This window comes from Micromonospora sp. CA-259024 (assembly GCF_050936255.1).
In the GTDB taxonomy this organism is placed as follows: Bacteria; Actinomycetota; Actinomycetes; order Mycobacteriales; family Micromonosporaceae; genus Micromonospora.
The window spans coordinates 934275-954294 of record NZ_JBNJND010000002.1 but is presented as its reverse complement, the minus strand read 5'-3'; the positions used below and the strand labels follow the sequence as shown (position 1 = coordinate 954294).

Here is a 20020-nt window from a genome sequence, read left to right as displayed (position 1 = left end):
CTCGCCGAAGACCGTCCCAGATGGAGCCGGTGGTGACACCGTGCCAAGGCGCCCTCACCGGCATTTTGTCGAATCGCTGAACAAATTAATTCGGTTGGCTCAATGTCCGGCAAGATGCCGGCGGGTAACGGTTCTGCAACGGGAGGCGACATTCCGAACAGGACCACATGAAGTGCCCTCCGGATTTCGCCCGTCCGGCCCGGTCCGGCCCGCCGGCCGGCACCGACCCCCCGCCTTGGCAGGCCGGCGGATCTGTCGTACGGTGACACGGAAGTAACCCACGGGAGCCCGGTGTACCGGGCTGAGAGGGGGGCTGACAGCCCCCGACCGTCGAACCTGATCCGGGTAATGCCGGCGCAGGGAGGAGCGTTGCCGTGCCGTCCCTGGGGCGACTGCATCTGATCACCGACACCCGACCCGGGCGGGACCCGCTCACCGTGGTCCGGGCCGCCCTCACGGCGGCCCGCGCCGACCTGGTGGTGCAGGTCCGGGTCGAGGACTCCGCCACCGACCGTGAGGCGTACGACCTGGCCCGGCGGGTGCTGGCGCTCTGCGCGCCGTACGGAGCGACCTGCCTGGTCAACGACCGGTTGCACGTGGCGCTGGCGGTGGGCGCCGCCGGCGGGCACGTCGGAGCCGACGACCTGCCCGTCGCCGCCGCCCGCCGGGTGCTCGGCCCCACCGGCGTGCTGGGAGCCACCGCCCGTGCGGCGGAAACGGCCACCGAGGCCGTCGCGGCGGGAGCCAGCTACCTGGGCGTCGGGCCGTGCCACGCCACCAGCACCAAGTCCGGGCTGCCGGACCCGATCGGCCCGGTGGGGGTACGCGCGGTCACCGACGCCGTCGACGTGCCGGTCATCGCGATCGGTGGGGTGACCGCCGCCCGCGTGCCGGCGCTGCGAGCCGCCGGGGCGTACGGGGTGGCGGTCGTCGGTGCGGTCTCCGCCGCCGCCGACCCGGCCCGGGCCACCGCCGAGCTGCTCGGAGCCCTGACGTGCTGACCGGCCGGTCCCCGTCGACGCCATCCGACGACCGGGCCCGGCCGGACGTGGCGGTGGTGGGGGCGGGGCCGATCGGGTTGGCCATCGCCTGGCGCTGCGCCTCGCGAGGCCTGCGGGTGGTGGTGCACGACCCGGCGTCCGGCTCGGGGGCTTCTGTGGTGGCCGCCGGCATGCTGGCCCCGGTCGCCGAGGCGTACTTCGGTGAGCGGCAGCTGACCGAACTGCTGCTGGCGTCCGCAGCCCGCTGGCCGGAGTTCGCCGCCGAGCTGACCGAGGTGACCGGCGCCGGGATCGGCTACCAGACCGAGGGCACCCTGATGGTCGGGCTCACCGGCGACGACCTGGCCGAGGCGCGCCGGCTCTGGGCGTACCAGCAGGGGTTGGGTCTGCCCGTGACCCCTCTGCGCCCCAGCGAGCTGCGCGACCGCGAGCCGGCGCTCGCCCCGCGGGTGCGCGGCGGCGCGGTCGCCCCCACCGACCACCAGGTCGACCCCCGATCGCTGGTGCCGGCGCTGCGCACGGCCGCGCAGCGGGCCGGCGCGGTGCTCGTACCGCACGCGGTCCGGCATCTGTCCGAGGTGGACGCCCGGATCACCGTGGTCGCCGCCGGTTGCGGGGCCGCCGCACTCACCAGCCTGCCCGTGCGGCCGGTGAAGGGCCAGATCCTCCGGCTACGCGCGCCCGACGGCCTCGCACCGGGCTTCCGGCACGTGATCCGGGGGTACGCCGACGGCGAGCCCGTCTACCTGGTGCCCCGCGCCGGCGGCGAGGTCGTGCTCGGCGCGACGGTCGAGGAGCGATCGGACACCACGGTCACCGCCGGTGCCGTGCAGCGCCTGCTCCGCGCCGGAGTCGACCTGCTGCCCGAGTTGGCCGAGTACGAGCTGGTCGAGGCGGTTGCCGGACTGCGCCCGGGCACCCCGGACAACGCGCCCATCCTCGGGCCGCTGCCCGGCCGGCCGGACGTCCTGGCCGCGACCGGGCATCACCGGCACGGCATCGTGCTCACCCCGATCACCGCCGACCTGATCGCCGACCTGGTGCTCACCGGCATACCCGACCCGCTGCTCGCACCCTTCGGGCCCGACCGCTTCGGTGCCGCTGGTACGGCCGGGTCTGGTTGGGCCGGGGCGAGCGGACCTGAACCGACGATGAAGGGGGACCGGTGGAGTTGACGGTGAACGGGGCCGGACGCAGCGCCCCGGGTGGTGCGTCGGTGGCGGACCTGGTCCGCGACATCGTGCCTGAACAGCGTGGGGTGGCGGTCGCGGTCAACGGCGAGGTGGTGCCCCGCGCCGCCTGGCCCGCCACGGAGCTGCGCGACGGTGACCGGGTCGAGGTGCTCACCGCGGCGCAGGGCGGGTGAGCGGCGTGCCGTTCGAGCTGGGTGGGGCGACGTTCACCTCGCGGTTGATCCTCGGCACCGGCGGTGCCGCGAACCTGCACGTGCTGGAGCAGGCGATCCGGGCGTCCGGCACCGAGCTGGTCACCCTGGCGCTGCGCCGGGTGGGCACGGCACCGGGCTCCGCCGGAGGGCTGCTGGAGCTGCTGGACCGGTGCGGGGTACGGCTGCTGCCGAACACGGCCGGCTGCCACACCGCGACCGAGGCGGTGAAGGTGGCCCGGCTGGCCCGGGACGCGTTCGACACCGACTGGATCAAGCTGGAGGTGATCGGCGATGAGCGGACGCTGCTGCCCGACGGGGTGGAGCTGCTGCGTGCCGCCGAGGAACTGGTCGCCGATGGTTTCACCGTGCTGCCGTACACCAGTGACGATCCGGTGCTCGCCCGCCGGCTCGCCGACGTGGGTTGTGCCGCGGTGATGCCGGCCGGCTCCCCGATCGGTTCGGGGCTCGGCATCGGCAACCCGCACCACATCCGGCTCATCCGTCAGGGCGTCGACGTGCCGGTGATCCTCGACGCCGGCATCGGCACGGCCTCCGACGCGGCCCTGGCGATGGAGTTGGGCTGCGACGCGGTGCTGCTGGCAAGTGCGGTGACCCGGGCCGCGGACCCGGTGGCGATGGCGACGGCGATGCGCTACGCGGTCGAGGCGGGCCGGATGGCCGCCGGAGCCGGCCGGATCGCCCGCCGGTTCCACGCGCTCGCGTCCACATCCGACGACGGAAGACCCGACCTGTGACCGGCGAGCGTGCCCCGGCCGGGTCGGGGCCGTCGGGTGTGGTGGTTCTGACGGATCGTCGGGTGGCGCGGGACGGGCTCGACCGGATCGTGGCGGGGGCTGTGGCCGGGGGAGTGCGCTGGGTGGTGCTGCGGGAGAAGGACCTGCCCCGCGCCGAGCGTGCCGCCCTCGCCGCCGACCTGCGCGCGATCCTCGCCGGTGCCGGGGGAACCCTCATCGTGGCCGGCCCCGACCCGCTCGGCGGCGATGCCGTCCACCTGCCGGCCGCCGGCCCGTACCCGCCGCCGACCCACCGGCTGGTCGGCCGTTCCTGCCATGACCAGGCCGAACTGGACCGGCTGACCACCGAGCACTACGTCACCCTCTCCCCGGTCCACCCCACCAGAACCAAGCCCGGCTACGGCCCACCCCTGGGCGTCGCGGGGCTGGGCAGCCTGGTCCGCTCCAGCCCGGTGCCCGTGCTGGCGCTCGGCGGAGTCGAGACACCAGAACAGGTAACCGCCTGCATCCAAGCGGGAGCCACCGGCGTAGCAGTGCTGGGCGCGATCATGCGAGCCACGGATCCCGCCGAAACAGCCGCCACCCTGACCAGAGCCTTCAAAGAGGCGGTCACCCCTGAGCTGACCCAAACCCGGCACGGAGGTACCAGGTCCCCACGACGGGGGCTGCGGCCGACCGTGCCCACGCAGGGATCAAGCCTGACCGCCCGGAGTGGGCACGGTCGGCCGCAGCCCTCAACCGCAACCAAGGAAAAACCATGACCCCGAGCACAGTGCTGACCATCGCCGGCTCGGACTCCGGCGGCGGTGCGGGCATCCAGGCCGACCTCAAGGTCTTCGCCGCGTTGGGCGCGTACGGCACCAGCGTCCTCACGGCGGTCACCGCGCAGAACACCCGGGGTGTCGACGCGGTGCTGCCGCTGCCCCCGCGCACGGTCACCGAGCAGTTGGACAGCGTGCTCACCGACTTCACCATCTGCGCGGTCAAGACGGGGATGCTCGGCACCCCGGCGATCGCGGACGTGGTGGCCGAGGCGGCCCGGGACGGCCGGCTGCCTCAACTCGTCGTCGACCCGGTGCTGGTCGCCACCAGCGGCCACCAGCTCGGCGTGGTGAGCGCGGTCGAGCGGCTGCTGCCGTACGCCCGGGTGGCGACGCCGAACTGTGCGGAGGCCGCGGCCATCACCGGACGCCCGGTGGACGACGTGGCCGCAATGGTCGCGGCCGCGGAGGCCCTCGCGGCCGGCGGCCCGGAGTACATCGTCGTCACCGGCGGTGACCTGGACGGAGGCGAGGCGGTCGACGTGCTGCACGGCGGCGGCGTCACCACCCTGCTGCGGGCCCCCCGGGTGGCGACCCGGCACACCCACGGCACCGGGTGCTCGTTCTCGGCGGCGATCGCCGTGCGGCTCGCGCTGGGCGATCCGGTGCCGGCCGCGGTGGGGGCCGCCAAGGAGTACGTGCTCCGTGCGCTGACTGGCGCGCGGGGTTGGGAGCTGGGCGCGGGCCGCGGGCCGCTGAACCACTTCGGCTGGTCCGCTTGATCACCAGGGAGGCTGTCATGCAGGCACGAGGCAAGGTGTACGTCGAGGGTTCACGGCCGGATGTCCGGGTGCCGTTCGCGGAGGTGGAGCTGACCGGAGACCTACCGCCGGTGCGGCTCTACGACACGTCCGGACCCGGTTCCGACCCGGAGGTGGGGCTGCCGCCCCTGCGGGGGCCGTGGATCGCCGAGCGGGGTGACGTGGCGCCGGTGCGGGGCGCGGGTACGCCGCTCGCCGGGGCGGACGGTCGCCGGCCCACGCAGCTCGCGTACGCGCGGGCCGGTGTGGTGACGCCCGAGATGGAGTTCGTGGCGATCCGGGAGAACGTCGACCCGGAGCTCGTGCGTGCCGAGATCGCCGCTGGTCGGGCGGTTCTTCCGCTCAACGTGAACCACCCGGAGTGCGAGCCGGCGATCATCGGTAAGGCGTTCCTGGTCAAGGTGAACGCCAACATCGGCACCTCGGCGGTCAGCTCGTCGGTCGCCGAGGAGGTGGAGAAGCTGACCTGGGCCACCCGGTGGGGTGCGGACACCGTGATGGACCTGTCGACCGGCAAGCGGATCCACGAGACCCGCGAGGCGATCGTGCGGAACTCGCCGGTGCCGATCGGGACGGTGCCGATCTACCAGGCCCTCGAAAAGGTCGGCGGCGACCCGGTGAAGTTGAGCTGGGAGGTGTTCCGGGACACCGTCATCGAGCAGGCCGAGCAGGGCGTGGACTACATGACGGTGCACGCCGGTGTGCTCCTGCCCTACGTGCCGCTGGCCGTGGACCGGGTGACCGGGATCGTCTCCCGAGGTGGTTCGATCATGGCGGCGTGGTGCCTGGCGCACCACGAGGAGAACTTCCTCTACACGAACTTCGCCGAGCTGTGTTCGCTGCTCGCCAAGTACGACGTGACCTTCTCCCTCGGCGACGGGTTGCGTCCGGGCTCCATCGCCGACGCCAACGACGAGGCGCAGTTCGCCGAGCTGCGCACCCTGGGCGAGCTGACGAAGGTCGCCTGGGAGTACGACGTGCAGGTGATGATCGAGGGCCCCGGGCATGTGCCCATGCACAAGATCAAGGAGAACGTCGACCTGCAGCAGGAGTGGTGCCACGAGGCGCCCTTCTACACCCTCGGTCCACTGACCACCGACATCGCGCCGGCGTACGACCACATCACGTCGGCGATCGGCGCGGCGATGATCGGAATGTTCGGCACCGCGATGCTCTGCTACGTCACCCCGAAGGAGCACCTCGGCCTGCCGGACCGTGACGACGTGAAGGCGGGCGTGATCGCGTACAAGATCGCGGCACACGCGGCGGATCTGGCCAAGGGACACCCCGGCGCGCAGGCCTGGGACGACGCGCTGTCGAAGGCACGGTTCGAGTTCCGCTGGGAGGACCAGTTCAACCTCTCGCTGGACCCGGAGACGGCCCGCTCGTACCACGACGCGACGCTGCCCGCCGAGCCGGCGAAGACGGCGCACTTCTGCTCGATGTGCGGCCCGAAGTTCTGCTCCATGAAGATCACCCAGGAGCTCAAGGAGTACGCGGCGCGCGGCATGAAGGACAAGTCGGAGGAGTTCGTCTCCGGCGGCGGCCGGGTCTACCTGCCGCTGGCCTGATCGCCCAGTGTCGGAGTGATCAACTCGGGTTCACTGATGTCGCGGTGTCCAGGCCGGTGGGACAGCCCGGCATCAGTGAACCGGAGTGGATAACGCTGGTAGGCCGACCGAACGGCCTTCCGACCGTGCCGTCGAGTGGGTCAGTCGCGGTGGTGCCGACCGGTGGAGCGCAGCGACCGACGTCCGCTCTCCTGCTCCGGCTCGTTGTCCGACACCGGCTTGCTCAGACCGGCCACCCAGTCGACGAACTCCTCGTCCTGCGCCGGCAGCGGCTCCGTCACGTCCGACGATTCCGGGCGCTCCTCGTCGTCCCGGGACCGGTTGCGGCGGAACAGACCGCCGAGCCGACCGCGCCGGGAGGGCTGCTCCGCCACCTTGCTCGGCGTCGGCGCGCCCGGTGTGGCGTCGGCGCTCGCCGGACCGTCGGTGCCGGCGGCGGCATCGGAGGGCGCGCCAGCCTGCTCCGGCACGACCGGAGACGCCGTCGGGCTCGGATGTCCGGCCGGAGGGGCCAGGTCGCTCGGTGCGGCCGGAGCGGTTGACGCCGTCGACTCCGTCGAGCTGTCCGGTGACTCCGCAGGCTGGACGCGGCGGGCGGTGTTGAAGGCGTTCCAGGTGCCCGCCCGGCTCAGGTCCGGCAGCGGCGCCCGGTGCCGGGGCCTCGGTGTCGGCTCGTCCGGCTCGGTCTCCGACGCCGTCGGAGCCGGGTCAGAGGTCTGCGGCGGAGTCGTCCATGCCGGGGTGACCGGCCAGGGTGACGGAGCCGGCGTCCACCGCTCCGCGTCCGGGTCGCTGGCGGCCGTGGCTCCGAACAACCCAACGGTGGAGCTGCCCTCGGTGGCGGGCCGCGGGCTGTCGGTTCCGCCAGCCGTGGCGGCTGCGGATTCACTGGCCGGGTCGGCCGGTGGCACCGTCGATCCGGTGGTGACCAGGTCCGCTTGTCCCACCGTCGGGCTGGTGGTGGTGGTGGCCGGGGTGGTCGGGTCGGCTGCTGCCGCCGTCGGGCTGGTGGTGGTCGGGTCGGTTGCTGCCAGCGGCGTGCCGGTGGTGGTGGCTGGGGTGGTCGGGTCGGCTGCCGCCGTCGGGCCGGAGGTGGTGGCCGGGACGGCCTCGGTGGTCGGGCCCGAGCCGGTGTCCTGGCTCTGCTCGGCGGGCACCGGCTTGTCCGTGGTCTTGCCGGAACTGGTGCTGTCGGTGGACCGGCCGGGCCGGGCGGCCTTTCTGGCGCGGCCGGTGGTCGTCTCGGCGATGGCGTCCGACTCGGATGGCGGCGTGCCGTCGGGTGGGTTCGAGGTAGCAGCACCCGGGACGGCCTTCGGCTTGCGGGTCCGGCGCGGCTTGGGCGTCGGCGGTGCGTCGGCCGTGTCAGTGCTGGCTGTGCCCGTGCTGGCTGTGCCCGTGCTGGCTGTGCCTGTGCTGGTTGTCACCTCGTCGGCGGTGACGGGGTTGGTCGGGGCCGTACTGGTCGGGTTGGTGGTGGCGGTGTCTCCGCTGGCGCTGCGGTCGCCGATCGACGTGCCGTCGCCGGGGCCGCCGGTCGCGGTGGCGGCATCGGCGCGGCCGACCGTGGTGCTGGTCAGCGGGGTGGTGCTGGTCGGCGGGGTGGTGCTGGCTGGGGCTGCGTCGGTCGAGCTGCTGGCGTCGGCGGTGGCCGGGGGCTCGGTGTCCGCCGGGGAGGAGGCGTCGTCCCGGGTCGACGCAGGCGTCCGCGTTCGGGTGGCGAACTCACCGGTCGGGTCGGTCAGCCAGGCCGCGGGCGTCGCCGGGGCGGCGGGGGCCGGACCGTGCTGGCCGCTCGCGGTGGTCGCCGGCCAGTCCCAGTGCGCCGGGACGGTACGTACGCCGTCCGGGCCGCCGGCGGGCCACGGACCTGGGACAGCGCCGGCCCGCTCCACGTCGGCCGGCTTTCCGACAGGAGGATCCGCGTTCGCCAGTTCCGCCCCGGTGGGCTCGGCAGTGTCCCGGTCGTTGGCCGACTCGGTGCCGGGCACGGCCGGGCCGGCGGGCAGCGCGCGCAAAATGTCGGTGGGCTCGATCGCCTGTGGATCCGCCGTGCTGGTGCCCATCGGCCAACGCAGCAGGGCGGCGGCGGCCGCGCCGAGCGCACCGGCGAGGATCGCGATCAACGAGCCGTAGTAGGGGGTGACCTGGTAACGGTCCACCGCGTCGCCGGGGCCGGCGGTCAGGTAGGCGAACGCCACCAGCACCGGACCGGCCACCCCGGTGGCCCCGCTGACCAGCGGAGCCTGGCCCCGCCACCGCGCCAACCCGGCGGTCGCCGCGCCGGCCAGCAGTGCCACGATGGGCAGCACGAGCAGCGCCAGCCGTTGTGCGGCGGCGTCGTTCAGCCAGCTCGGCTCCAGCACGCCGAGCCGGGCGGTCGGCAGCGGACCGGCCGTGCCGAGCGACGGCAGGACGGAGATCAGCGCCAGCAGCCAGACCGCGCCGGCCACAGCCGCCATGTTCCAACCGAGCTCGGGCCGGAGCAGGACGGCGATCGCCGCGCCCGCCCCGATCACCGCGCCGAGTACGGCGCAGATGCCCACTGCCCAGACCGGGTCGACGGAGATCAACTCCGCGGCGCGGGCGGGCTGCATGCAGAGCGGGGCGATGATGGTGGCACCGAGCGCGGCCGCGCCACCGATTGCCAACTGCCGGCCGGTGCTGGCCCGTGGAGCGTCGCGGCGGGCGAGGCGTCCGGTCAGGACGGCGCCGACGACGGCGGCGTTCGCGGCGAACCAGCCCACCCAGACGAGCTGGGCCGGCCACTGGTTGACGGTCGTACCGGTGAAGGCGCCGGTTAGCCGGACGATGCCGAAACCGTACGCGACGCCGAGCTGGCCGGCCCCGGCCAGCACGCTCACCCCGAGCGCCGTGAGCAGCAGTCTGCCCCAGGTCCGAAAGGCCATGTCCGGCACGTTACGCACCTGGTACACCGGATCGCCACCGGCGCGCCGCGCGGCGCGCCGGACCGCGCTCGGCGGGTCTACTTGAGTTCGACCAGCCGGGCCAGGTAAGTCGTGTCTCCGACATTGGTGAGCATGTGCACCGCTCCCGGGTCCCGGTAGACCACTCCGCCGGTGGGCTCGTCGGCGTCGATCCGGGTGCCGTCGACGGTCTGTACGACGTTCTTCGCGCCCTCGATCGCCACCACCAGGTAGGGGTGGTCATGCCGGTGCAGCGGCTGCCGCTCACCCGGCTCGAGGCGGATGTGCCAGACCCGGACCCGGTCGTTCTCGTACACGATCTCCTGGCCCACCGGCCCGAGTTCGGTTCCGTCGATCACGTCGCTCATCGTTCTCCGTCCAGTTGGGGGAGCACCTCGGCGGCGATCAGCTCGAGGTGGTCGAGGTCAGCGAAGTCGATCAGGCGCAGGTGGACCCGGGTGGCGCCGATCGCGGCGAACTCGCCGATTCGCTGCGCGAGTTGCGCGGGTGAGCCGACCACCGGGTCCTCCGGCGGCAGCGCGCTCTTCTCGTGCAGGGGCGCGGCCCGTCGCTGGGCCTCGGCCTCGGTCCGGCCGATGGCCACGACGATCCCGGCGGAGAGCACCAACGGCTCTCGCCCGGACTCCGCCCGACCCACGCGGTCGCACGCCTCCCGCACCCGGTCGTACGCGGCGGCGGTCTCCGCCACCGACTTGAACGGCATGTTGAACTCGGCGGCGTACCGGGCGGCCAGTTCGGGGGTGCGCCTGGGACCGCGTCCGCCCACGATGATCGGCGGGCCGGGCACCTGCACGGGCTTGGGCAGGGCCGGAGCGTCCACCAGCCGGTAGTGGTCGCCGGTGAAGCTGTAGGTCTCGCCGGGCGGGGTCCGCCACAGCCCGGTGATCACCTCGAGCTGCTCGGCCAGCCGGTCGAAGCGCTCGCCGACCGCCGGGAACGGGATGCCGTAGGAGGTGTGTTCGCGTTCGTACCAGCCGGCGCCGATGCCGAGGTCGACCCGGCCGCCGCTCATCTGGTCGACCTGCGCGACCATCACCGCGAGGGGGCCGGGCAGGCGGAAGGTGGCCGACGTCACCAGGGTGCCGAGCCGGATCCGCTCGGTCTCCCGGGCCAGCGCGGCGAGGGTCAGCCAGGCGTCCGTCGGGCCGGGCAGGCCGGGATCGGTGCCCATCGACTGGTAGTGGTCGGCGCGGAGGAAGCCCTCGTAGCCGCAGGCCTCGACCAGCCGGGCGAACCGGAGCTGGTCGTCGTAGCTGGCACCCCGGTGGGGCTCGGTGAAGACCGACACCCGCATGTTCATCGTCCTTCCGCGCCGGCCGCGGCCGGCTGGTCGCGTTCCATCAACAGCTCGTGGAGGTCGGCGCTGACCCGGGCGACATCGGCCAGGTGGGCGTTGCGGCCCAGGGTGCGGGGCCGGGGGATGTCGACGTCGAGCACCTTGCGGATCCGGCCGGGGCGGGGGCTCAGCACGACCACCCGGTCGGCGAGCAGCACCGCCTCGTCGATCGAGTGGGTGACGAAGACGATTGTTGGCTTGTTCTCCATGTGCACTCGCTGAAGTTCGCCGGAGAGCTCTTCGCGGGTGAGCGCGTCCAGCGCGGAGAACGGCTCGTCCATCAGCATCACCCGGGGCTCACCGATCAGCGACCGGCACAGCGACACCCGCTGCTGCATGCCGCCGGAGAGCTCGTGCGGCAGCCGCTTCTCGAAGCCGGACAGGCCGGCCACGTCGAGCAGTTGCCGGGCTCGCTCGCGGTGCTTGGCGCGGCTCCAGCCGAAGATCTCCACCGGCAGCAGGACGTTGTCCAGCACGGTGCGCCAGGGCAGCAGCGCCGGCTTCTGGAACAGCATCGCGATGTCCTGCCGGGGACGGGCGATCGGCGTACCGGCCACGGTGATCTCGCCGGCGGTCAGCGGGAGCAGCCCGGCGATCAGCCGCAGCAGGGTGGACTTGCCGCAGCCGGAGCGGCCGAGCACGGCGACGAACTCGCCCTCGGCGACGTCGAGGTCGATGCCGCGCAGCGCCTCCACCCGGCCAGATCGGCCCTCGAAGGTACGCGACACCCCGGACAGTCGGATCATCTCCGGCGGACCTCCGCTGAGTGGACGGTCAGGAATCCGACAAAGGCTAACCGCCCTGTCGAGGTATGACACCGGCTGGGGTGGTCGTCAGGTTGTTTCCGTTCCGCAACCCGATACGCCTGGCGTCGCAACTGTGGGTTTCTCGTACGCTGTGCCCGCGAAGAATCCCCTCACGACGGCGGAGCCCGGCTTCGACCCCTCCGGCCGGCCCGTCACGACAACCCCCTCCGGTGGCCTGCCGGCCCCGGTCGGAAAGGACATGGTGCACTGATGAGAAGGCTGACCCGTACGGTCGCTACGGCCGCGCTGGCCACCGCCCTCGCCCTTGTGTCCGCCTGCAGCAGCGGGTCGGATTCGGGGGACGACGCCAAGGGCGGCAACGGTGGGGCCCTGGAGAAGGTGACCTACCTGACCTCCTTCGGCAACTTCGGCCGTGACGCCTACGCGTGGGTGGCGAAGGACAAGGGCTTCTTCAAGGACGCCGGTTTCGACGTCGAGATCAAGGCCGGGCAGGGCACCGGCGGTGTGATCCAGACCGTCGTCGGTGGTCAGGCCGACTTCGGCCCGATCGACCTCACCGGTGGTCTGCTGCAGGTCGGCAACGGCCAGGCGAAGGACTTCACCGTCGTGGCCGCGATCCAGCAGCGCACCATGGCCGGCATCGCCTCGGTCGAGGGCAAGAACATCGCCTCCCCGAAGGACCTGGAGGGCAAGAAGCTCGCCGACACCCCCGGGTCCGTGGTCCGCAACCTCTTCCCGACGTACGCCCGGCTCGCCGGTGTGGACGCGAGCAAGGTGACCTGGGTCAACGGTGAGGCGCAGGCCCTGATCGGCACGCTGGCCTCCGGCTCGGTGGACGGCATCGGCCAGTTCGTCGTCGGCCAGCCGACGATCGAGGCGGTGGCCAAGAAGAAGGCCGTCATGCTGCCGTACAGCAACGTGATGCAGGACCTCTACGGCAACGTGCTGATCACCTCCTCGAAGATCGCCAAGGAGAAGCCCGAGATGGTGAAGCGGTTCACCGCGGCGCTGCTCAAGGGCCTGGAGTACAGCCTGGCCAACTCCAAGGAGGCCGGCGAGATCCTGAAGAAGAACGTCGACGCCGCCAACCCGGTCGCCGCCGCCGCCGAGCTGGAGCTGATGGCCGCGTACGTCCGTTCCGGCAACACCGGCACCGCGATCGGCACCCTGGACAGCGGTCGGGTCGCCAAGAGCATCGCCATCCTGCAGGGCGCCGGCTCGCTGAAGCAGAACATCACCCCCGAGCAGATCATCGACTTCAGCCTCGCGCCGAAGGCCTGATCGTCCGGTCGTCACCAGGGGGTACGTCCCGCCGATTCCGGTGGGGCGTACCCCCGTCGCTCGTCGGCCCCCGGGGGCCGTGGGATATCGAGGAGGACAAGATGACCGACGTCCGGTCAGCGGATCCGGCGGTGGCGCCACCCCCACCCCCGGGTGCCGGCCCCGAGGCGGGGCGCGCGGGTCGAGGTGTCGGCCTCCGGGCCGGCGCCGGGGCGGCGCTGCTGCCCGCGGCCGGCCTCCTGGTCGCGCTGGCGGCGTGGTGGCTGATCGCGCGCCTGGCGCTGGTCCACCCCGCCGCGCTGCCACCGCCCGGCGACGTGCTCGCCGCGTTCGTCGACAAGCCCGCCCAGATGCTGGAGCACACCTGGGGCACCCTGCTGGAGATCCTCATCGGCTTCGCCCTCTCGGCGGCCGCCGGCATCCTGATCGGACTCTCCCTGGCCAGCTCCCGTACGGTGGAACGGATGTTCACCCCGCTGCTGGTCGCGGTGAACGCGGTGCCGAAGATCACGCTGGGCCCGCTGCTGGTGGTGGCGCTCGGCTGGGGTCAGAAGCCGATCCTGACCATGGTGTTCCTGCTCTGCTTCTTCCCGATCGTGCTCTCCACCGCGACCGGGCTGACCACCACGCCGGCCGACCTGGCCGAGCTGGTGCGTTCCTGGAACGCCTCTCGCTGGCAGGCGTTCCGCAAGGTGCGCTTCCCGGCAGCGCTGCCGCAGATCTTCGTCGGGCTCAAGGTGGCCATGCCGCTGGCCGCGATCGGCGCGGTGATCGGAGAGTTCCAGGCCGGCGAGAGTGGCCTCGGCTACGTCATCACGCAGTACGCCGGCGTCGGGGACACCGCCACCGCGTGGGCGGCGATCATGCTGGTGGCGTTGGTGAGCATCCTGCTCTACTCGGCGCTCCTGCTGCTGGAGCGGATCGCGCTGCCCTGGGTGCGAGAGACCACCAGCAGCCGCTGACCCGCTGCAAGATCAATTGTCGGAACGCGCAGGGCCGGCCTCCCCATCAGGAGGCCGGCCCTTTTGATCGACTCGGTTTCCTTGAAGTCGGGGTGTCGGACCGCCCCGGTTACCGCGATGACAATGACGTCGAGTTGACCATGCCTGGAAGCGGGCGGCCAAGGCCCGGTCCGGTCACCCCGCCAGACGCCACCGGCCGTTACGGGCGACCAGCGTCGTGAGTGCCTGCGGCATCAATCCGCTGTGGTTGTCCGGCGTCATCCGGATCGGGCCGGAGAGGCCATCCATCTGGGACGTCTCCAGGACGTCCCGGATGCCGTTGCGGTTCACCTTCCCGACCGGGCCGTCGGCGCGCAGTTCGGCGTCGGCGATCAGCTGGATGGCGTCCGCGGCGAAGGACGAGGACCCGTTGTAGCCGCCGAAGCGAGCGGTGTAGTCCTGGAACCACTGTCGCCGCGCCGCCTTCGCCGGCGTCGTCGCGATCACGTCGTCGATCACCATCGTCTGGGTGAAGATCAGCGTGGCCCGCTCGGTCGCCTTGGCCGCCGCGCCGAGGAAGAGATCGCCGGCCGCGCCCGCGTCGAAGAAGAGCGACCCGCGGAAGATGGTCTGCTGGACGGTGGTGGCGGCCAGTGTCGCCTGCTCCGCCGGGGTCCAGAAGACCATCGCGTCGGGCTTGCCCAACGCGAGCTGCTGGATCTGCTGGCTGACGTCGGTGTCGGTGGTCTTGACCCTCTGCTCGCGCAGCGCGATGTTTACCTTGTTCAACTCGCTCCTGAGGGCTGCCGTGCCCTCCCGGCCGTAGTCGTCGTCGCTGACGAGCATCCCCACCTTGCGGACGTTGTTGCGACGCAGTTCGGTGGTCAGCGCGGCGGCGCTGTCCGGGGCGTTAGGGCCCAGCTTGAACACGTAGCGCCGTTCCGCGACCGGGCTGGCGATCGCGCCGGAAGCGGCGAGCGCAATGGTGGGAATCTGCTTCTCGTTGATGGTCCCGACCGCGCCGACCGCGCATTCGTTGCAGCCGCCCATGATGATGGCGCTGACCCGGGAATCGCTGCTGAAGTCGGCGATGTTGCGGAGTGACTCGGCGGCGTCGGAACGGTTGTCCTTCACCTTCAGTTCGATCTTCCGGCCGTTCAGTGCTCCGGAGGAGTTCAACTGGTCCCTCTTGAGTTCCAGGGCCCGCTGATATGTCCGGCCAACCGGAGCCGCGGCGCCGGAGAGTTCGAGGTCGGCGGCGATCACGATCGGACTCGTGTCCTGCTCCGCTCCGCCGAACTGGCAGCCGGTGAGCGTGGTGGCCACTACGGCCGATGCGAGCGCCGCGATGGTCGCGGAGCGGATGGGGCTCAACTCAGTCCTCCAGGTGCGGGCGCGGGCGCTGCCCGGTCACCGCCGCTAATCCGTCCTCAGTGGAGGACGGGGTCTCCTCTGCCGTACGGTGTGCGCGAAGCCTGCAAAACCTTGCCAATGGCCGGCGCTGTGGTCAAGCGCGGACCCCAGCTGCATTTTCGGGACGGCCATCCCACATGCTGGGGTAACGCAATGTTTGCAAAAGCTCACTTTGCATACACGCGTGACCACTCTGGAGTTACATGCCCTGATCAGGGGCTTGCGGAAATGAAGGTATCAGTTGCCCGGATCACGGGATGCGCTCCGTCCGACCGTTTCCTACCTCACTGCGGCTTCCCAAACAGGATCTTCTCTGATGAAATCGCGGCCGTGCCGCGCGTGGTCCCCTCCGCTCACGGCATGGCTCGACGGGTCAGGCGGGGAAGAAACGACGGAGGCGATGTCGTGAGCACCGGACCGACGACCCTGCCCGCGCTCGGCGAGAGCGGTCGGCGTACGCGCCGACGGTTGCCGAGACTGCGGGACGCCCGGATCCGGTCCAAGCTGGCGTTGATCCTGGTCGTCCCGGTGGCGGCGGTGATCGCGCTGGCCACGGTCCGTCTGATCTCCGTTGGCGAGGGTGCCATCGATGCCACCCGGGCCCGGTCGCTGACGGCCCTCTCCATCGACGTCAGTGCCCTCACGCAGGACCTCCAGGCCGAGCGAATGGCCGCAGCCGCCTACCTGGCCGCTCCGCAGCAGCCGGCCGACGCGTACAACCTGCGGGTCCGCCGGACGCAGCAGCAGGTGGACGAGTACCGCGCCGAGCGGGGCCGGATCGGCGAGGTGCCAGCGGCCCTGCGGGACCGGCTGGCCGCGATCGACGATCACCTGGCCACGCTGGACGGCACCCGCCAGGAGGTGCTGGACCGCCGGCAGATGGCCGTCGCCGAGGCGGTGCTCCGCTACGGGGTCATCCTCACCGACCTGGTCTCCTACGGTGACGGCCTGGCCCAGCTGCCCGGCGACGAGGGCCTGTCGGACAGCCGCCGCGCGGTGTCCGCCTTCGCCCGCGCCAAGGCCTCGGTCGCCGAGGAGGAGGCGGTCGCCTTCACCGCGCTGACGGCGGGCCAGCTCGACTCGGAGCAGTTCTCCTCCTTCGTGGCCACGCTGACCAGCCAGCAGGAGGCCCTGGTCGCCTTCTCCCTGGCCGCCGACCCGGGGCAGCGCGCCCTGGTCGACAGCACCGTCTCCGGTGACGCGGTCGGCCTGGCCGACCGGGTGGCCACCGACATCACCCGCTCGGTCGGGCAGCGCCCGCTGGTCACCGCGCAGGACGCCACCGCCGCCATCGGCGCCGTGAACGACCTGATGCGCTGGGCCGAGATCCAACTGCAGAACCGACTGCTCGAACAGGCCGACCAGGCTCGCGCGGACGTCATCCGGCAGGCCGTGGTCGAGTCGGTCCTGGTGCTGCTGACCCTGATCATCGCCGTGTCGCTGGCCGTGGTGCTGGCCCGCTCGCTCAACCACTCGCTGCGCCGGCTGCGTGAGGGCGCCCTGTCGGTGGCCAACCACGACCTGCCCGACGCGGTGCAGCGGCTGCAGAACATGGGCAGCGTGGGCGACGGCGGGGTGGAAGAGATCGTCCGCCAGGTCCGCGACCCGATCCAGCTCAACACCCGCGACGAGGTCGGTCAGGTGGCGCTGGCCTTCAACGTCGTCCACCGCGAGGCGGTGCGGGTCGCGGCCGAGCAGGCCGCGCTACGTACCAGCGTCTCGGCGATGTTCCTCAACCTGGCCCGCCGTAGTCAGACCCTGGTCGACCGGATGATCGGTGAGCTGGACGCGATCGAGCGCGGCGAGGAGGACCCGAAGCGGCTCGCGCAGCTCTTCGAGCTGGACCACCTGGCCACCCGAATGCGCCGCAACGACGAGAACCTGCTGGTCCTGGCCGGCGCCGACTCCGCCGTACCGCGCCGCGACGACGCGCTGGTGGTGGACGTGCTGCGCGCCGCCCAGTCCGAGGTGGAGCTGTACAACCGTATCGAGTTCGGGACGGTGGACACCGACATCTCGGTGGCCGCGCACGCGGTCAACGACGTGGTACGCCTCGTCGCCGAGTTGCTCGACAACGCCACCCGGTTCTCGCCGCCGAACACCACGGTCGTCGCCGACGGTCGCCGGATCCGCGACTACGTGCTGATCCAGATCGAGGACCGCGGGCTCGGCCTCACCGACGAACAGCTCGACTCGCTCAACCGCCGGCTGGCCGCCCCGCCGAGCGTCGACGTCGCCGCGTTCCGGCTGATGGGTCTGGCCGTGGTGAGTCGGCTCGCCTCCCGCTACGGCATCCGGGTGGAGCTGCGCCGCAACGTGGAGGGCGGCACCGTCGCCCAGGTGACGTTGCCCGCCGCCACCGTGGTGCTGCCCACCAACCGGGGTCGCGACCAGGTGCTCACCCGGCCGCGCCAGCCGTTGGCCGTGGAGCAGACGCCGCTCACGCCGGTCGGCCACGCCGAACAGTTCGCCGGTGCCACGACCTCCGCGGCGACGCTGCCCGACCAGTGGCGGACCAGCGCGCCGGCACCCGCCCAGTGGCAGTCCCCGCTGGACTCGCGGGACACCACCCCGGCCGTGCAGTCGGGTGGCTACGGCGGTACGCGTTCGACGCCGCCTCCCGTACCGGCACCGGCCGCCCCGGCACCGCCCGCCCCGCTCCTGCCGGCGCAGCCCGCGTACGGCAACGGCGCGGGTGCCTCGATGGGCAGCCCGACCGTGGCCTACCCGACCATCGACCCGCTGCCCCGACGCGGCTCGGCCGATGTCGCGGACGGGCGCGGCGCCTCCGGCCTGCCGGTCGGGCCGGTCGCCGGGCCCGGCGCGGTGGCACCACCGGCCGCGCCGTCGGTGCCCGCCGCACCGGTCAGCACCCGGCCCGACTTCCCCGCCGAAGCGCCGATCTTCCGGGAGATGGAGGCGGTCTGGTTCCGGTCGCACGGCGACGACGCCACCGCGATCTTCACCCGGCCCAAGTTCGACGAGCCGCCGGCGTCCACCACCGCGGTCTCGGGCGACGCCGGTCGGCGCGCGGGCAACGGCGGTCACCGGAACTCCGCGTCCGTGCCGGCCGCGCCGCCGGCCCGACCGCCACTGCCGACCCGTACCCCGGGTAGCTCCAGCACCGACAGCACCACCACGTCGGGCACCGGGGGCCGCGGCACCGCGGCCGCCAGCGGGCTCGGCGCGTCGCCATCGGCGCCGCCGTCGTACAACCCGCCTCCGGCTGCCCGGACGGCACCGGCTGCGCCCAGCGCACCCTCGGTGGATCCCGAGGCCTGGCGGACGGCGGCGGACGAGGGCTGGTCCCGGGCCAGCCGGGCCGCCGAGCCGGCTCCCGCCGGGACCACCCGCTCCGGGTTGCCCAAGCGGGTGCCGCAGGCACAGCTCGTGCCGGGCGGAATCGAACCGAAGAGCGGCCGGGACCGCAGCCGGCGGACCCCTGATGAAGTACGCGGCCTGTTGTCGGCCTACCACCGCGGTGTGCAGCGCGGTCGAACGGCCGGCACGGACCTGAACAGCACCTCGACCAAGGAGAGCCGATGAACAGGCCAGCTGCCATGCAGGACATGGGTTGGCTGCTCACCAACTTCGCCGACAGCGTGGCGGGCATCGCCCACGTGGTGGCGGTGTCCGCCGACGGGCTTCTGCTCGCGTCCTCCCGGGATCTGCCGGGGGACCGGGCGGACCAGCTCGCCGCGATCACCTCCGGTGTGGTGAGCCTGACCGAGGGCGCGGCCCGGATGTTCAGTGCGGGCGGGGTGTTGCAGACAGTCATCGAGATGGACAGCGGGTATCTCTTCCTGATGTCGATCAGCGACGGCTCGTCGATGGCCGTACTGGCGGCGCGTAGCTGCGACGTGGGCCAGGTGGGCTACGAGATGGCGCTGCTGGTCGAGCGGGTGGGTGCCGCGCTGGTGCCGCTGCCGAGGGACGCGGTGCGCTCGTAGCACCGGAAGACGGCGCTCGGACAGCGCGCCGAGACAGGGACGGAAGGCGGTTCAGGCCGGCTCCGGAGGGGACGAGGAGGTGATCGGGAATGGACCAACGGCGCGTTGACCCGCGTGGTGCGCTGGTGCGTCCGTACGCGGTCACCCGTGGGCGTACCGAGCCTCGGCAGGACATCGCCCTCGAGGCCGTCCTCACCGCGTCTCCCACCCAGGTCGCCGAGTCCCGCTTCGCCGGGCATGACAAGCACCGCATCGCCACGGTCTGCGAGGGCCGAGCACAGTCGCTGGCGGAGATCGCCGCGTACACCCGGATGCCGCTGGGCGTCGCCCGGGTGTTGGTCGCCGACATGGTGGCCGAGAGCCTGCTGACGTTACACACTGCTGCTCCCGCCGAGGGATTCGAGGAGCGGATGGAACTGCTTGGAAGGGTGCTAAGTGGACTTCGCAGGCTATGACCCCGCTGGGGGGCGGCCGGGCCGGGGAATCGTCTCCGCGAAGATCGTCGTCGCGGGCGGCTTCGGCGTCGGTAAGACGACACTGGTCGGGGCGATCTCCGAGATCACACCGCTGACCACCGAGGCGTTGATGACCGCGGCGGGTGTCGGCATCGACGACCCGTCCAAGGTGCCGGGCAAGGAGACCACCACGGTCGCCATGGACTTCGGCCGTATCACCATGGCCGAGGATCTGATCCTGTACCTCTTCGGTACGCCCGGTCAGACCCGGTTCTGGTTCATGTGGGACGAGATCATCCGGGGTGCGGTGGGTGCCGCCGTGCTGGTGGACACGCGTCGCATCACTGACGCGTTCGCCCCGCTGGACTACTTCGAGAACCGCAACCTGCCGTACGTGGTGGCGCTGAACCGGTTCGACGGCGCTCCCCAGTACGAGCTGGACGAGGTCCGCGAGGCGCTGGCCATCTCTCCGCAGGTGCCGCTGGTGATGACCGACGCCCGACACCGGGACTCGGTCAAGCAGGTGCTGGTGACGGTGGTCGAGCACGCCATGCTCCGGCTCCAGTCCGAGCACGGGCGCGGCTTCCCCACGCCGGTTGGCTGAACGGTCGTGTCACGGCCGACACACCGGTC

The 20020-nt window shown here is 72.2% G+C and carries 18 protein-coding genes and 1 riboswitch; of the genes, 13 read left to right on the top strand and 5 right to left on the bottom strand.

Annotated features, from left to right (window positions below):
- Positions 1-270: 270 nt before the first annotated feature.
- Positions 271-380: riboswitch (TPP riboswitch) on the top strand.
- The 7 genes from thiE (at position 375) to thiC (ending at position 6296) form a co-directional block, all read left to right on the top strand.
- Positions 375-1001 (top strand): thiamine phosphate synthase, encoded by a 627-nt coding sequence (thiE, locus tag ACQEUX_RS23740; RefSeq protein WP_433052357.1) that lies wholly within the window; start codon positions 375-377, stop codon positions 999-1001. It overlaps the preceding riboswitch by 6 nt.
- Positions 995-2176, top strand: a complete 1182-nt coding sequence (gene thiO / locus ACQEUX_RS23735; RefSeq protein WP_433052354.1) for a glycine oxidase ThiO — start codon at positions 995-997, stop codon at positions 2174-2176. The genes thiE and thiO overlap by 7 nt, the downstream gene beginning before the upstream one ends.
- A complete protein-coding gene (thiS, locus tag ACQEUX_RS23730; RefSeq protein ID WP_433052351.1) occupies positions 2167-2367 on the top strand; it encodes a sulfur carrier protein ThiS in 201 nt (66 codons plus the stop codon). The genes thiO and thiS overlap by 10 nt, the downstream gene beginning before the upstream one ends.
- Entirely contained in the window at positions 2364-3143 is a 780-nt protein-coding gene (locus ACQEUX_RS23725; protein WP_433052348.1) for a thiazole synthase, read from the top strand. The genes thiS and ACQEUX_RS23725 overlap by 4 nt, the downstream gene beginning before the upstream one ends.
- Positions 3140-3904, top strand: coding sequence for a thiamine phosphate synthase (locus tag ACQEUX_RS23720; protein ID WP_433052345.1), 765 nt, complete (start codon positions 3140-3142; stop codon positions 3902-3904). Before ACQEUX_RS23725 ends, ACQEUX_RS23720 begins: the two co-directional genes overlap by 4 nt.
- A complete protein-coding gene (gene thiD, locus ACQEUX_RS23715) occupies positions 3901-4686 on the top strand; it encodes a bifunctional hydroxymethylpyrimidine kinase/phosphomethylpyrimidine kinase (protein ID WP_433052342.1) in 786 nt (261 codons plus the stop codon). Before ACQEUX_RS23720 ends, thiD begins: the two co-directional genes overlap by 4 nt.
- Positions 4687-4703: 17 nt before the next feature.
- Positions 4704-6296 carry a phosphomethylpyrimidine synthase ThiC gene (gene thiC / locus ACQEUX_RS23710; RefSeq protein ID WP_433052339.1) on the top strand — a complete coding sequence of 531 codons (1593 nt, stop codon included), beginning with the start codon at positions 4704-4706 and terminating at the stop codon, positions 6294-6296.
- A 140-nt stretch (positions 6297-6436) separates the two neighbouring features.
- Here the strand turns inward: thiC and ACQEUX_RS23705 are convergent, their stop codons facing one another.
- The 4 genes from ACQEUX_RS23705 to ACQEUX_RS23690 all read right to left on the bottom strand — a co-directional run bounded on the left by ACQEUX_RS23705 (position 6437) and on the right by ACQEUX_RS23690 (position 11326).
- Positions 6437-9205, bottom strand: a complete 2769-nt coding sequence (locus ACQEUX_RS23705) for a hypothetical protein (RefSeq protein ID WP_433052336.1) — start codon at positions 9203-9205, stop codon at positions 6437-6439.
- A 77-nt stretch (positions 9206-9282) separates the two neighbouring features.
- On the bottom strand, positions 9283-9591 hold the full coding sequence (locus ACQEUX_RS23700; protein WP_151488108.1) for a cupin: 309 nt from the start codon (positions 9589-9591) through the stop codon (positions 9283-9285).
- Positions 9588-10538, bottom strand: coding sequence for an LLM class F420-dependent oxidoreductase (locus ACQEUX_RS23695; RefSeq protein WP_433057091.1), 951 nt, complete (start codon positions 10536-10538; stop codon positions 9588-9590). Before ACQEUX_RS23695 ends, ACQEUX_RS23700 begins: the two co-directional genes overlap by 4 nt.
- Positions 10539-10540: 2 nt before the next feature.
- On the bottom strand, positions 10541-11326 hold the full coding sequence (locus tag ACQEUX_RS23690; protein WP_433052333.1) for an ABC transporter ATP-binding protein: 786 nt from the start codon (positions 11324-11326) through the stop codon (positions 10541-10543).
- Positions 11327-11596: 270 nt separating this feature from the next.
- On the opposite strand from ACQEUX_RS23690, the gene ACQEUX_RS23685 reads away from it, so the two are divergent.
- Both ACQEUX_RS23685 and ACQEUX_RS23680 read left to right on the top strand, forming a co-directional pair.
- The gene (locus ACQEUX_RS23685; RefSeq protein WP_433052330.1) at positions 11597-12628 is read left to right on the top strand and encodes an ABC transporter substrate-binding protein; all 1032 of its coding nucleotides are present in this window, start codon (positions 11597-11599) and stop codon (positions 12626-12628) included.
- A gap of 101 nt (positions 12629-12729) precedes the next feature.
- Positions 12730-13590 (top strand): ABC transporter permease, encoded by an 861-nt coding sequence (locus tag ACQEUX_RS23680; protein WP_433052327.1) that lies wholly within the window; start codon positions 12730-12732, stop codon positions 13588-13590.
- 174 nt (positions 13591-13764) lie between these two features.
- Here the strand turns inward: ACQEUX_RS23680 and ACQEUX_RS23675 are convergent, their stop codons facing one another.
- The gene (locus ACQEUX_RS23675; RefSeq protein ID WP_433052325.1) at positions 13765-14943 is read right to left on the bottom strand and encodes an ABC transporter substrate-binding protein; all 1179 of its coding nucleotides are present in this window, start codon (positions 14941-14943) and stop codon (positions 13765-13767) included.
- 444 nt (positions 14944-15387) lie between these two features.
- Between ACQEUX_RS23675 and ACQEUX_RS23670 the strand changes: the two genes are divergently transcribed.
- The 4 genes from ACQEUX_RS23670 to ACQEUX_RS23655 all read left to right on the top strand — a co-directional run bounded on the left by ACQEUX_RS23670 (position 15388) and on the right by ACQEUX_RS23655 (position 19991).
- The gene (locus ACQEUX_RS23670; RefSeq protein ID WP_433052322.1) at positions 15388-18528 is read left to right on the top strand and encodes a sensor histidine kinase; all 3141 of its coding nucleotides are present in this window, start codon (positions 15388-15390) and stop codon (positions 18526-18528) included.
- Complete coding sequence (locus ACQEUX_RS23665) at positions 18525-18932, top strand: roadblock/LC7 domain-containing protein (RefSeq protein ID WP_007465177.1); 408 nt, start codon at positions 18525-18527, stop codon at positions 18930-18932. Before ACQEUX_RS23670 ends, ACQEUX_RS23665 begins: the two co-directional genes overlap by 4 nt.
- An 89-nt stretch (positions 18933-19021) precedes the next feature.
- Positions 19022-19387, top strand: a complete 366-nt coding sequence (locus ACQEUX_RS23660; protein WP_151488101.1) for a DUF742 domain-containing protein — start codon at positions 19022-19024, stop codon at positions 19385-19387.
- Complete coding sequence (locus ACQEUX_RS23655) at positions 19368-19991, top strand: GTP-binding protein (RefSeq protein WP_433052319.1); 624 nt, start codon at positions 19368-19370, stop codon at positions 19989-19991. The genes ACQEUX_RS23660 and ACQEUX_RS23655 overlap by 20 nt, the downstream gene beginning before the upstream one ends.
- Positions 19992-20020 lie beyond the last annotated feature (29 nt).